Source organism: Rhizobium sp. 01T444 (genome assembly GCF_056398305.1).
This window is the reverse complement of record NZ_JBFTPD010000003.1, coordinates 39,825-52,980: the sequence shown is the minus strand read 5'-3', so window position 1 is coordinate 52,980 and position 13,156 is coordinate 39,825. Positions and strand designations below refer to the sequence as shown.

Genomic DNA, 13,156 nt, shown 5'->3' with positions numbered 1-13,156 from the left:
CGCTACGGTCTTCTTCTTGAGCCTCTAAGGCTCTGCCCTCGGGCAAAGAGAAGGTGCGGCCGCTTCACCAGCCTCCTAGCTGGTACGTTGCCGTGGACTGTAACCACCCTGAATTCGGCCGATGGACCGTGCCGGCAGGGTTTGGCGATAGAGAGATATTTCATGACATCCACTGGTTACCCGCCGGCGCTGAGCGCCGTGCAGATCGAGCAATTCATCGAGGACGGCTTCGTACGTGTCGATGATGCTTTTCCCCGCGATGTGGCCGAGGAAGCCCGCGCCATCATGTGGCGGGATATTCCCTTCGATGCCGACGATCCGAAAAGCTGGGTGCGGCCGGTTGTGCGGCTTGCCGGCTATGGCGGCGGGCCGTTCGAAACGGCGGTCAACACGCCCCTGCTGCATTCGGCTTTCGATCAGCTCGTCGGCAAGGGACGCTGGGAGCCGCGCAGCGGTCTGGGCAGCTTCCCGGTCCGCTTTCCGCATCCGGACGATCCCGGCGATGCCGGCTGGCATGTGGACCTGAGCTTTCCGGGGGACGAAGGCGATCCGAATGAACAGCGGGATTTTTCCGTCTGGCGGGTGAACATCACCTCGCGCGGACGGGCACTCCTGATGCTTTTCCTGTTCTCTGATGTCGGGGAGAACGATGCGCCGACGCGTATCCGGGTCGGGTCGCACAAGGATATCGCGAAGCTACTGGAGCCGGCTGGCGAAGCTGGCATGGCGCATCTGTGGCTGGAGCATGTCGGTGAGGAGAGGCCGCTTGCTCTTGCAACGGGGCAGGCGGGCACGGTCTATCTGTGCCACCCGTTCCTGATCCATGCCGCGCAGATGCATCACGGCAAGGAACCGCGCTTCATGGCGCAGCCCGGCCTTGCGCCTTCAGAACCCTTGCGGCTTACGCGTGAGGACGGCGCCTACTCACCTGTCGAGATCGCCATCCGCAGGGCGCTTCAACAAGGCTAGGACAGAGAAGATGCATCCGGCTTTGCCGGGTGCATCACGCCAGCAGTTCCTGCTGTGCCGCCCGGCGAATCGCTTGTGGCGGCTGGCCAAAAGCCCGCAGGAAGGCGCGTCGCATGCGCTCGCGATCGGCAAAGCCGGTCTCGCGGGCGACGACCTCGATCGGATGGCGGCCCTGCTCCATCATCAGGCGGGCCGCCTCCAGCCGCAGGTTCTCGACTGCTTTAGCGGGGGACTGACCTGTTTCGGCGCGGAAGGTACGACTGAACTGGCGGGGGCTCAGATGTGCAGCCTCGGCCAGTTCCTCGACCGAGAGGGTGGATTTCAGATTGCTGCGGGCATGCGCAAGCGCCTTCTGGATGCGGTCGGATTTCGGCTCCAGTTCCAGAAGGGCGGAAAACTGCGACTGGCCGCCGGCGCGACGATGATAGACGACCAGCTTGCGGGCAACAGCGCGGGCGATCTCCAGGCCACGATCTTTCTCGACCATGGCCAGAGCCAGATCGACACCCGCCGTCATACCTGCCGAGGTCCAGACGGAACCGTCGATGATGTAGATGCGGTCCTCTTCCATCCTGATTTCAGGGTAACGGCTCTGCAGTTCGCGGGCGCGATACCAGTGGGTCGTGGCGCGGCGGCCATCAAGAACGCCGGCATCGGCAAGCAGGAAGGCGCCGGTACAGATCGAGGCGAGGCGGCGGACAGCGGGGAGGGCGGCGCGAATGAAATCCGCCTCGGCTTCGTTGGGCAGCTTGATGTCAGGCGCGCCGGCGACGATCAGTGTGTCGAAACCGGGATCGCCGAAGGCTTCCGTTTCGACGATCATGCCCAGCGAATTGGCGATGGGACCGCCGGTCTCCGAGAGATAATGGATGTCGTAGACTTTCTCGCCGATCTCGATATTGGCGAATTCGAAGGCCGAGACGGCGGCAAGGCTCATGATCTGGAAGCCGGGAAAGAGCAGGAAGCCGATTTGCTGCATGGTCATCGTGTCCTGAAAGTGGATGTCCTAAAAGGTGGTATATATGACATTTAGGACGTCGGCAATCGGGCGTAAAACTCTCCTCAAGCGCAAGGCATCGGGCCGGCGTACGAAATGGAGAAACGATCATGGCACATGAAGACAAGGGTACGGCACTGGTGACGGGCGCCTCTTCGGGCATTGGCGCGATCTATGCACACCGGCTGGCGAGGCAGGGCTACAATCTCATCCTCGTCGCCCGCAACGGTGATCGGCTGAAGGCACTGGCAAGCCGGCTGACCGATGAGACGGGCCGGACCGTAGAGACGCTGTCCGCCAATCTCGGCAAGAAGGACGATCTTGCCAAGGTCGAGAAGGTGCTGAAGGAAGATCAGAGCATTACCCTGCTCGTCAACAATGCCGGCTTCGGCGGCACGGCGCCGCTGCTCGCGTCCGACGTCGACAAGATGCAGGAAATGATCGAGCTCAACGTGACGGCATTGACGCGGCTGACCTATGCTGCGGTTCCAGGTCTCGTTGCCCGCGGTGGCGGCACAATCATCAACATTGCCTCGATCGTCGCAATCGCGCCCGAGGTCCTGAACGGTGTCTATGGCGGTAGCAAAGCCTTCGTGCTCGCCTTCAGCCAGTCGCTGAAGCACGAGCTTGCCGACAAGAATATTCGCGTTCAAGTCGTGCTGCCGGGTGCCACGGCTACCGAATTCTGGGGCATTGCCGGCACGCCGGTCGAACATCTGCCGGGCGAGATCGTCATGTCGGCGGAAAACATGGTCGATGCCTCGCTGGCAGGTCTCACCGAGGGAGAATTTGCGACGATCCCGGCGCTTGAAGATGCCGGCTTGCTTGCTGCCTATGAACAGGCCCGCCAGGCGTTGATGCCAAACCTGTCGCGTTCGGCTCCGGCTGCGCGCTACAAGATCGCCTGAAGACGATCGATAGCGAAGACATCGTCCGCGGCAGGTCGCTGCGGACGATGTTTTCTATTGGGGAAGATCCGTGCGGAAGGCCGCTGCGACATTCTCAGCGAGGCGATCGTGGATAGTGGCCCTGCTCGTTTCCCGGGGATCGTCACAGAGAGGTTCTTCACCTTCTTCCCGAAGGATCGCAGCGCCTCCCGGTTTGCATTCGCTGAAGGCACTATATTGCGAAGCATCGCCCAGGAGATCGTAGCGCGCGTTGGCTATAGCGTCCTCTAGGCCTGATAGCCGCAGCCCAGGCCAGATGGTCGCCGGCGTGCCGAGATTGGTGAGGCGGACCGGGATCGATATGCGCTTGAGGCTTTCGGGTGTGAAACTGGCGCCGAATTCAGGATCGATGACGACGACCGCCTTCACCCGCGTGTCTAGATGAGAGCGGCTGAGCTGCTGCCTGTCGACGGAGTGGAGATCGATACCGGCTCTGGCGAACTCGGCGCAGTCGACGCCGGCGCCATTGGGACCGCAGGAACGCGCAAAGCTTTCCGGATCCAGGCTGCCGCCCGCAAGCGAAAGTGCGGATGTTCCGCCGATGAGGAAGCCCAGCACGCCGATACGGTTTCGGTCTATCTTTGCAGGTAGTGTGCTGTCCTTCTCGATCGCGGTCAGGGCGGCTGAGAGATCGGCGGGCCGGAGCCAAATTTCATGAACGCTCTCCTCAGTCGTCATCGTCCGAGGATCCGGCTGGCGCATCATTGCCACCACGAAGCCTTTCGAAGCAAGGCGTGCTGCCATCCAGGCGCCGATGAACGGGCCGGATTTCAGACCGCCATGGGAAAGCAGGATCAGCGGATAGTCGCCGGCGACGGCCGGTGCGTCCCGTTGCGCGGTCTCGCCTTTGAAAAGCGGACTGTCTCCGATCAGGATGGGCGTTCCGCCTGCTAAGGCCGGATACCAGAGTGAGATCTCCATGGTGCCGTGGCGTTCGGGTACCGGAAGCGAAAGAAAGGACAGACCGACAGGGTCGGCCGCATGTGCCGGAGTGTTGACAGCAAGAAGGCAGGCCGACAGCAGCAGGGTGAGAAGATGTCTCATGGAAACCTCGGAACGAAGACCGCCATATGGCGGCGAGACGAGGTTTTCGCTGTTTTTCAGGTGAGCGAGACCCCGATCATGATCGAGGTCGTCGCCGATCGCGATCAGGGTCTTCGAGAGCGTTGTCGAGCGTTAGCCGAAGCGTTCGAGTGCAGTGGTGAACACGTCGGCGTCGATATTGCCGCCGGAGGTGACGACGACGGCCGTGTCGCTCTCCAGCTGGTTGCCGTGGAAGAGGGCGGCAGCAAGGGCAACGGCTCCGCCCGGCTCGACGACGATCTTGAGGCGGGTGAAGGCGAGGGCTACGGCGCGCAGCGCCTCATCATCCGTCACGACAATACCCTGTCCGGCCAGACGCTTGAGGATCGGGAAGGTAATGTTGCCCGGCTGCGGCGTGACGATCGCATCGCAGATCGACCCGCTCATGGTGGCGTTGCGCTCGATCTTGCCCGATGCAAGCGATCGCGTGGTGTCGTCGAAATTTTCTGGTTCGCAGGGACGGACACGGAAGCCCGGCGCACTCGCTTCCAATGCCAGCGCGATGCCCGAACTCAGCCCGCCACCACCGCAGGGAACGAGGACTTCGGCATTCCTGACACCTTCCTCCTCCGCCTGTTCGGCGATTTCCAGCCCGGTCGTGCCCTGGCCGGCAATGACCAGCGGTTCGTCGAAAGGCTTGATGAGAGTCAGTCCGCGTTCGGCCGAAAGTCTCGCGCCGATCTCGTCGCGGTCTTCATTGGCGCGGTCATAGAGCACCACTTCGGCGCCGAAGGCGCGCGTATTGGCAATCTTCAGCTTCGGCGCATCGCTTGGCATGATGATGACAGAGGGAACGCCGTGCATGCGTGCGGCCAGCGCGACACCCTGAGCATGGTTGCCGGAGGAGAAGGCGATGACTCCCTTCTTGCGCAGTTCGGGATCAATGCCCGAGACGGCAGACCAGCCGCCGCGGAACTTGAAGGAGCCGGAATGCTGCAGGCATTCGGCCTTCACGAGCACCCGCCGGCCGGCGATTTCATCGAGGAAGGGGGAGGAGAGAAGCGGCGTGCGCCGCGCATGTCCGCGCAGGCGGGCCCTGGCGGCAACGATCATTTCAATGGAGGCCATGGGAATCTCTTCTGCTTTAATGCCGCTCATGCATAGAGCGCGCATCTTTGCTTGTGAACGGCGACTTTGTCACGGTGACATGAATATGACATTGGACGCCGCGCCACCCGATTCCCGCGGGACGCGCCGCTTTCTGAATTGTGTGGGGTTTTCGCCATTCATGCGCGCGAATTCGCGATTGAAATTGGACTTGCTGATGAAGCCGGAGTCGAACATCACCTGCGTTATCGGATGATCGGTGCCGACCAGCTGCTCGCAGGCGGCGCGGATACGGAAGTCGTTCACATATTGCGAGACGCTCATGCCGTGGATGCGGTTGACGGCCGTGGAGACGCGCCGGGCCGGGAGATTCATCTTGCGGGCAATGCGGGTGAGATTGAGATCGGGATCCCGATAGAGTTGGCGGGCGCGCATCAGCGTATCGAGGGCAGCGGCGACGGCCTCGTCTTCTTCTGTTGCTGGCGGCGGCGGTGGCTCCTCAGATGTTGCTTCCATGCTGCTGCCGCTACTCGCCACCGAAGCAGCGGTGCCAAGGATCAGCAGCGCAATGACATTACCGAGTGCGACGATGGCGCCCGCATGAATGCCGCCGGTCTTGGTGAAATCGAAGCTGATGATGACGTCGGTGACGGCGGAGGCGATGAGGGCAAAGCCGGTTATCTGCAGCGAACGATAGGACAGCACTGCACCGTCGAGGCGGGAGGATACGAGAACATCAGGTCCATGCCGGGCAAGCCAGAGCAGCGCGCCGCCATAGAAGAGGAAGATCAGAATGATGGCGAGACTGATCGGCTCTGGATAGAGCGCGATCAAGACTGCGATTGCGGCTGTCGGCAGAAGATGTGGCCAGAAACGGGAAAGGGTGGGTTGCTCTTCCACAGCAAGCCCCTTGAAGCAGACCCAGGCGAGGGCCGCGATTGTTGTCGCGATCAACGATTGAATCGGCATGATCGCGATGACGTCGTAACCCCAGCGGATGCCGATCACTACGGATTGGAGGATGTAGAACCCGATCAGCAATAGGAAAGGCCGCTTTTCGGCAAGCGCCCCATCTCCCTGCCGCAGCATGCGGATCAGCAGGATGGCAAGCAGCAGAGCCACGACGAAGGGCAAGGGAACGAAGATCATCGGCGATATCCGGCAGCAACAATGATTCCAGAATGAACCCGATTGCGTTCGCGGTCGACCCGGATCGTGATCGAGGTCTCCAAATAGGGGCTGAAAATCCATCCTGAAAGTGTCCTCGACGGGAGGGCCTCATTCATGGACGGATTCCGATGATCATTCTTCTTGTCATGCCGGTGCTTCTGGTAGCTTCTGTAGCCGCTCTGCCGGACAAGGTGTCGACAACTGCAATTCCCGATCTTTCCGGCGTGCGTGCGATTGCCATCAGTGGTGACGCAAGCTCGATCAACATCACCACGCGAAGCGACCAGCCCTATGGCGCATCGCTCAGCGGGCGACGGAAGGGCTGGTTCTCGTCCTGGTATTCAAGCTGGTATTTTGCCGATTGCCGCGACAATAGCGACATGCGGGTGGAAGGCACGGTCTTGCATATCGATATCGCCGCATCGTCGTGGCTGGACCCGTCCGATTGCATGATCGAGGTCAATGCCAATGTGCCTGCTGGTGCTGCTCTCCGGATCGATCAGAGCGCTTTCACGGCGAGGCTCACTGGGCATTTTTCCGAGCTTGCGATTGCCGGAAAGGCGGCCGACATCACATTGGACGGCCATGCCGGGGGCATCGATATTCGCGCAGACGCCGTGCGGGCTTCCCTCGATTTCGACAGGGTCGAAGCGGACGAGAGAGTATCGATCCGCGCTCGTGCTCTCGACGCCTATCTTGGTTTCGGAGACAGCGCGTCGGTCGATTACAAGGTGACGGCAAAGGCTTCCTGGGTCGATGCCCTGAAGCCAAGCGTGTCGGGCGCGATGCCACGCGTCGAGATCGATGGCGATTTCGTTCGGGTCAGGATCCGCTAGGCGGCTGTTCAATAACCGTTGGCTGAGCCTTCGGTCGCGCGGTTGTCCATTGCGCCGTTGTAGCGGGCGCCGCCGCCCTTCTGGATGGCTGCAAGGCTCTTGCCACCGACGAGAATACCGGCGGCCTGCCCCCAGACCGGTGCATCATTTCCGCCATCAAGCTTGTAGCCCATTGCGGCGAGCGCCTTTTCGGTATCCGGCGAGAGCGCAAAAGGCTCCAGGTAGACGGTGTCCGGCTGCCACTGATGATGGACGCGCGGTGCGTTGACCGCCTGGCTGATGTTCATGCCGAAATCGACGACGTTGAGGATTGCTTCCAGGGTGATCGTAATGATGCGCGAACCGCCGGGGCTGCCGATCACCATGAAGGGCTTGCCATCCTTGGTGACGATCGTCGGACTCATGGAAGAAAGCGGCGTCTTCTTCGGCGCGATGGCATTGGCCTCGCCCTGTACGAGGCCATAGAGGTTCGGCACGCCGGGCTTGGAGGTGAAGTCGTCCATCTCGTTGTTGAGCAGCACGCCGGTGCCGGGTGCAACGACGCCAGCGCCGAAGGAGCCGTTCAGCGTATAGGTCACGGCGACTGCATTGCCCTCGTCGTCGATGATCGAATAATGGGTCGTCTCGGTGCTTTCCTTGCCGCCCAGCGGCTTCAGATTGGCCGAAGTGCCGGCCCTGTACGGATCGATCTTGGCACGAATTGACGCCGCATAACTTCTGTCCAGCAGTTTGGAGACGGGATTGTCGATGAAGTCAGGGTCGCCGAGTGCGGCGTTGCGGTCCACATAGGCATAACGCATGGCCTCGACCATGATGTGAACGGTTTCTGCCGATCCGTAGCCGAGATAAGAAAGCGGATAGCCTTCGAGGACGTTCAAGATCTCGCAGATGATGACGCCGCCGGAGGAGGGCGGCGGCGAGGAAATGATGTCATAGCCGCGGTAATTGCACTCGATCGGCTTCAGTTCCCGCACCTTGTACTGCTCGAAATCCTCCTTGGCGAGAATGCCGCCCTTGGCCTGGCTGGCATTGACGATTGCCTCGGCAGGCGCACCTTTGTAGAAGGCATCGGGGCCTTTTTCGGAGATGGATTGCAGGACAGCCGCAAGATCCGGCTGCACCAGCTTTTCGCCCGACGCATAGGGGCTGCCACCGGCCTTCAGGAAGATTTTGGCGGCCTCTTCATCCTTGGCGAGCCGTTTGGCGCTGGTCGCGAAAGTGGCTGCATCGCCCTGCTCGAGCGTAAAGCCTTCCTTCGCATATTTTAAAGCTGGGGCGATCAGTTCTTCACGCTTCCTGGTACCGTATTTCTCGCGGGCTGTCTCAAAGCCCATGACCGAACCCGGTGTGCCGACGGCGAGATAACCGTCGAGACTGGCGCGTGGGACAATGTCGCCTTTAGCATCGAGATACATGGTCTTGGTTGCCGCAAGCGGTGCGCGTTCGCGGAAATCAAGGAAGGTTGTTTTTCCATCCTTCATCCGGATCGTCATGAACCCACCGCCGCCAAGATTACCGGCTGTCGGATAGACAACGGCCAGCGCGTAGCCCACCGCGACCGCGGCATCGACGGCATTACCGCCACTCTTCAAGACATCGACGCCGACATCGGTTGCCAGATGCTGGGCGGTGACGACCATGCCATGCTCAGCTTCGACAGGTGCCGGCGAGGCGGCAAAAGCCGGCAACGGCGCAAGGCAAAGCGAAATGGCGGCGAGAATGGCGGCGGAGTGTCTGGGAAGGCGATCCATGAATTTCCCCTCAAAGGACGGCGATGGGAAAGATATGGCGTCGCTTCTGCGGCAGACAATGATCAGGCAAGAAGCTCGGCGAGTTTCCTGTTCGTGTCGTGTTCGTCGAGAGGCGTGTAGACGATCAGCTTCATATCCGGCTGGCTCATCAGCGTAAGGCCGGTATGTTCGAAAGACATCAGGCCCTTGACCGGATGGTTCAGGCGCTTCACGCCGGTGAGCGGAGCCACAACCTCATGGCGCGTCCACCAGGCGCGGAATTCCGGGCTTGTCTGCTTGAGCAGGGCGATGAGGCGCTCGAAATCCGGGTCGCCGGCATAGCGGGCGCTGTCGGCGCGGAACATGGCGAGCGAGACGCGGGCGACGGCCTCCCAGTCGACCAGCAGGCTGCGATGGAGATCATCGGCAAACAGCCGGTGCATGGTGTTGCGCTCGTCCGGCCCCAGCCGGTCATACCCGCCGAAGAGCAGATCGGCGGCACGGTTCCAGGCCAGCACGTCCCAGCGGCGACCCAGCACATAGGCCGGCTGCTGAGTCAGATTATCCAGCATCCGGCGCAGCGGCTCATCGACCACTTCCGCCGCTGACGAAAGCGGCTGCGGCGACTGGCGGCTGTTTAGGGTGAAGAGATGCAGGCGTTCGGCCTCATCAAGACGAAGCGCATCCGAGAGCGCATTCAGCACCTGCGGGGAGGGGCGGATGTCGCGCCCCTGTTCCAGCCAGGTGTACCAGGTGGTGCCGACACCGGCGATCATGGCGAGCTCTTCGCGCCTGAGCCCCGGCGTGCGGCGGCGAAAACCGTCGGGCAGGCCGACATCGGCCGGGCGGAGGCGCTCACGGCGCGAGCGCAGGAAGGCCGCGAATTCGCGACGGCGGGCTTCGAACGTGTCCAGCTTCTGATCCATCGCAACGATCATATCAGTATCGATACCAGGATAAAATCAGGCCTATTTGCGATTTTGGGACTCCGCAAGATGAGAGCGCACCCGGCAACGAAAGCCGGAAGTTCGATCATCCAAAGGAGTATTCTCATGTCATTGCAGCACGCAGTCGTTATCGGCGGCTCTTCCGGTATCGGCCTCGCCTCGGCGAGACTGCTTCTGGAACAAGGGTTTCGGGTCACCATCGCTGCACGGGACGAGGCGAAGCTCAAGGCATCGGCTGATCATCTTTCCGGCGAGATCGGAATGATCGCCATCGATGCCCGAGATCCCGTCGTGGTGAAGCAGGCCTTCGAAAGTCTCGGATCCTTCGATCATCTCGTGCTGGCGCTGGGCAGCGGCCATGGCGCCGGTCCCTTCGCGACGCTTGACATGGCCGACCTGGTTGCCGGCTTCCAGACGAAGCTCATCCCGCATGCGGCGACGGCGCAGGCGGCTCTGCCGTTCCTGCGGCCAGACGGCAGCATTACTTTCGTGTCCGCCGTTAGTGCGCAGGCCGCGATGCCGGGAACTGCAGGCCTTGCCGCCATCAATGCGGGGATCGAGGCGATGGTGCGGGTGCTTGCTGCCGAGTTGAAGCCACTGCGCGTGAATGGCGTTTCGCCTGGTGTGATCGATACGCCGTGGTGGGATTTCCTGCCAGCCGAACAGCGTCAGGCAGTGTTCCAGGATTTTGCCGGGCGCACGCCGGTCGGTCGCATCGGCCAGCCCGATGATGTCGCCAAGGCCGTCGCTTTCCTGGTCTCGAACGGCTTCGTGAGCGGTCACGTCCTGACCTGCGATGGTGGCATTCACCTCGCGGCTTGAACGCTCAGACAGTACCGTCGACGGCTTCCTCGGGTGCGAAAACCATGCCGGTCAGGTCCTTGTCCCTCAGGGTCGCCCATTTCAGCAGGGCGTCCAAAGCGGGGCAAAGGGCCTGACCCCAATCCGTCAGGCGATATTCCACCTTGGGCGGCACCTGATGATGGACGATGCGCAGCACGATACCGTCGTTTTCCATCTGGCGGAGCTGCTGGATCAGCATCTTTTGCGAGATGGCGGGAATGGCGCGTTCGAGATCGGAAAAGCGCAGCACCTTGCCGCCGAAGAGGTGGAAAAGAATGATGAGCTTCCATCGCCCTTCCAGAATCTTCAGCACGTTTTCGACGCCGGTCGCTGCGGAATAGGGTGTCATCGCAGTACCTTACTTTCAGGTAAGTACCTGACTTTTTTGTAGGTTCTTGTCATCTGGTAAGCCTATGCCCATTCTTTTCGCGAAGCAACCGAAGAGGAGTTTCCGAATGAGTATCGAGCTTCCGAAACCGCTGGCCGCCTATTACGCCGCCAAGAATCAGAAGGATATCGACGGCATGCTTGCCTGCTTTGCGGCAGATGCCAGCGTGCGCGATGAGGGCGACGACAGGCGCGGTCATGTCGACATCCGCGAATGGATGGAGGAGACGACGCGCAAATATGGTGTGACGGTCGATGCCAGGGAGATTTCCGGCGACGCAGACAAGCCGGTTGTGGCTGCGCTGGTCTCCGGGAATTTTCCGGGTAGCCCTGTCACACTATACTATCACTTCACGCTTGCCGGCGGCATAATCACGCATCTGGAGATCAGTGCATGACTGTCGTATCGGCATTTTCGTTCGATCCGAACGAGTTCATCGGCAAGCGTGTTCTTGTCACAGGCGGCACGAAGGGCATGGGTGAAGCGATCGTGCGGCGACTTTCCGCAGCCGGCGCACGGGTCGCGACGACCGCACGTTCGCCGCTGCCCGAGGGGCAGGTGCCGGCGCTCTTCATTCAGGCAGATATCGGCACGGCGGAAGGCGTGAATAGCGTCGCGTCGAGGGTGCTGGAGGTCTTCGGCGGTCTCGATGTTCTCGTCAACAATGTCGGCGGTTCATCGGCACCAAGCGGCGGTTTTGCTGCGCTGACGGATGCGCATTGGCAGGCGGATATCAATGCCAATCTGCTCGCGCCGGTGCGGCTCGACAGGGCATTCCTGCCCGGCATGATCGAGCGCGGCCACGGCGTCATCATCCATATTTCCTCGATCCAGAGGCGGCTGCCGCTATATGAAGCCACACTCGCCTATGCGGCGGCCAAGGCAGGATTGTCGAATTACAGCAAGGGATTGTCGAAAGAGGTCGGGCCGAAGGGCGTTCGGGTGAATACGATCGCGCCGGGTTTCATCGAGACCACGGCTGCCACCGCCCTGATCCGGCGCATCGCTGATGAGGCGGGCACCGATGAAGATGGTGGCCGCAGGCTGCTGATGGAATCGCTGGGCGGCATACCGATCGGCCGGCCGGGCCGCCCGGAAGAGGTGGCGGAGCTCGTGGCGTTCCTGGCCTCGCCCCGCGCCGCCTCCATTCATGGCGCGGAATATACGATCGACGGCGGTACCGTTCCAACCGTCTGATTGATGGAAGAGCCGGCAAGCCGCTCTTCCGCCTTGCGGGCAATCGCCGCAAGGTCACGCGCCTTGCCGGCAATCTTCTCCATGGCGGCAATGGCGACGTCGGTTGCAAGATAGTCAGGCTTGTGGCCGACGCCCCTGACCATGATAAGTTCCGCCCCCTTGATATCCCGCGCCAATCCACGCGAATGCAGATGCTCCCAGACGATCTCGTCCTTGTCACCGGTGATGATGACGGTTGGCGCTGAGATTTCGGAATAGTGTGGCGCGTTGGCCGTCAGATATTCATGGAGCCGTTTGAAGTCGGTGGCGTTGTTGTAAAAGGCGCGCGGCCGCAGCACCAGCGACGGACCAGTCTTGGCGACGTAATCGAGGGGTCGCGGATTGGGATGAAAGACGTTCAGCGTCCCGCGTTCCAACCGCTGCAGGCCGAGGGGCACGACGACCGCATGATTGAAGAGCCAGCCGACAAGCGGTGTTGTCGCGACATGATAATACCAGTCGATGCCGCCTGGCCATGGATGGGAGGCCGGCGCGAGGAACAGCAGGCCGGCTGTCTTGTCGGGATGGTGGACACCGAAGGCCGCGGCGATTGCGCCGCCGAAGGAATGGCCGATGATAACAGCCTTTTCGATGCCGCGCTTTTCCATCAGCTTGGCAATGGCATCGGCCTGGCCTGAGGGCAGCGCGTTTTCCGGCCCGCCACGTTCCGAGTAGCCGTGACCGGGTCGATCGACGAAGAGCATCTCGGCGCGGCCCTCCAGTGGTTCGCGGAAGGCGCCGGTCTGGTCTAGCAAATTGCCGCTTGCTCCATGAATGAAGACCAGCGGCGGAAGATCGGCAGTGTCTGGGCGCGGAACATGCACGGCATTCAAGCTATAGCCGCCGATATCAGTCAGTTCGCCGATATTGGGATAGGCGTGTTCGAACTGGCGGGCCTTGTAGGAGGAATAGCCGATGGCGGCGGCGATGGGGGCGAGGAGGGCAGAGATTTCGGCAAGCATG

Annotated in this window: 14 protein-coding genes; 6 read left to right on the top strand and 8 right to left on the bottom strand. The window is 61.4% G+C overall.

All coding sequences use genetic code 11. The annotated features are described in order from the left end of the window. Positions 1–162: 162 nt before the first annotated feature. Positions 163–969 carry a phytanoyl-CoA dioxygenase family protein gene (locus AC1DTN_RS05830; protein ID WP_442206398.1) on the top strand — a complete coding sequence of 269 codons (807 nt, stop codon included), beginning with the start codon at positions 163–165 and terminating at the stop codon, positions 967–969. Positions 970–1,003: 34 nt separating this feature from the next. Here AC1DTN_RS05830 and AC1DTN_RS05825 read toward each other — a convergent pair whose 3' ends face one another. Continuing rightward, positions 1,004–1,948: a GlxA family transcriptional regulator gene (locus AC1DTN_RS05825; protein ID WP_442206488.1), complete on the bottom strand. Its 945-nt coding sequence runs from the start codon at positions 1,946–1,948 to the stop codon at positions 1,004–1,006. 128 nt (positions 1,949–2,076) lie between these two features. On the opposite strand from AC1DTN_RS05825, the gene AC1DTN_RS05820 reads away from it, so the two are divergent. Continuing rightward, positions 2,077–2,874: an SDR family NAD(P)-dependent oxidoreductase gene (locus AC1DTN_RS05820; protein WP_442206397.1), complete on the top strand. Its 798-nt coding sequence runs from the start codon at positions 2,077–2,079 to the stop codon at positions 2,872–2,874. A gap of 54 nt (positions 2,875–2,928) precedes the next feature. Here AC1DTN_RS05820 and AC1DTN_RS05815 read toward each other — a convergent pair whose 3' ends face one another. From AC1DTN_RS05815 to AC1DTN_RS05805, 3 genes are all read right to left on the bottom strand, one after another. After that, positions 2,929–3,957 (bottom strand): alpha/beta hydrolase family protein, encoded by a 1,029-nt coding sequence (locus AC1DTN_RS05815; RefSeq protein ID WP_442206396.1) that lies wholly within the window; start codon positions 3,955–3,957, stop codon positions 2,929–2,931. A gap of 132 nt (positions 3,958–4,089) precedes the next feature. Continuing rightward, entirely contained in the window at positions 4,090–5,064 is a 975-nt protein-coding gene (locus tag AC1DTN_RS05810) for a threonine ammonia-lyase (protein WP_442206395.1), read from the bottom strand. A 69-nt stretch (positions 5,065–5,133) separates the two neighbouring features. Next, positions 5,134–6,192 (bottom strand): AraC family transcriptional regulator, encoded by a 1,059-nt coding sequence (locus AC1DTN_RS05805; protein ID WP_442206394.1) that lies wholly within the window; start codon positions 6,190–6,192, stop codon positions 5,134–5,136. 149 nt (positions 6,193–6,341) lie between these two features. Here AC1DTN_RS05805 and AC1DTN_RS05800 point away from each other — a divergent pair, with 149 nt between their 5' ends. Then, on the top strand, positions 6,342–7,049 hold the full coding sequence (locus tag AC1DTN_RS05800) for a hypothetical protein (RefSeq protein WP_113320905.1): 708 nt from the start codon (positions 6,342–6,344) through the stop codon (positions 7,047–7,049). Between the two features lie 8 nt (positions 7,050–7,057). Here AC1DTN_RS05800 and ggt read toward each other — a convergent pair whose 3' ends face one another. Both ggt and AC1DTN_RS05790 read right to left on the bottom strand, forming a co-directional pair. Then, entirely contained in the window at positions 7,058–8,800 is a 1,743-nt protein-coding gene (gene ggt, locus AC1DTN_RS05795; RefSeq protein WP_113320904.1) for a gamma-glutamyltransferase, read from the bottom strand. Positions 8,801–8,862: 62 nt separating this feature from the next. After that, entirely contained in the window at positions 8,863–9,717 is an 855-nt protein-coding gene (locus AC1DTN_RS05790; protein ID WP_442206393.1) for a helix-turn-helix transcriptional regulator, read from the bottom strand. Positions 9,718–9,831: 114 nt separating this feature from the next. Here AC1DTN_RS05790 and AC1DTN_RS05785 point away from each other — a divergent pair, with 114 nt between their 5' ends. Then, positions 9,832–10,548, top strand: coding sequence for an SDR family oxidoreductase (locus AC1DTN_RS05785; protein WP_442206392.1), 717 nt, complete (start codon positions 9,832–9,834; stop codon positions 10,546–10,548). Between the two features lie 4 nt (positions 10,549–10,552). On the opposite strand, the gene AC1DTN_RS05780 is transcribed toward AC1DTN_RS05785, so the two are convergent. Continuing rightward, a complete protein-coding gene (locus AC1DTN_RS05780; protein WP_439016525.1) occupies positions 10,553–10,918 on the bottom strand; it encodes a winged helix-turn-helix transcriptional regulator in 366 nt (121 codons plus the stop codon). Between the two features lie 106 nt (positions 10,919–11,024). Between AC1DTN_RS05780 and AC1DTN_RS05775 the strand changes: the two genes are divergently transcribed. Together AC1DTN_RS05775 and AC1DTN_RS05770 are read left to right on the top strand one after the other, a co-directional pair. Continuing rightward, positions 11,025–11,354, top strand: coding sequence for a nuclear transport factor 2 family protein (locus AC1DTN_RS05775; RefSeq protein ID WP_439016524.1), 330 nt, complete (start codon positions 11,025–11,027; stop codon positions 11,352–11,354). Further along, positions 11,351–12,154, top strand: coding sequence for an SDR family oxidoreductase (locus AC1DTN_RS05770; protein WP_442206391.1), 804 nt, complete (start codon positions 11,351–11,353; stop codon positions 12,152–12,154). Before AC1DTN_RS05775 ends, AC1DTN_RS05770 begins: the two co-directional genes overlap by 4 nt. On the opposite strand, the gene AC1DTN_RS05765 is transcribed toward AC1DTN_RS05770, so the two are convergent. Next, positions 12,106–13,155 (bottom strand): alpha/beta fold hydrolase, encoded by a 1,050-nt coding sequence (locus tag AC1DTN_RS05765; protein WP_477920088.1) that lies wholly within the window; start codon positions 13,153–13,155, stop codon positions 12,106–12,108. The genes AC1DTN_RS05770 and AC1DTN_RS05765 overlap by 49 nt on opposite strands. Between the last annotated feature and the right edge of the window lies 1 nt (position 13,156).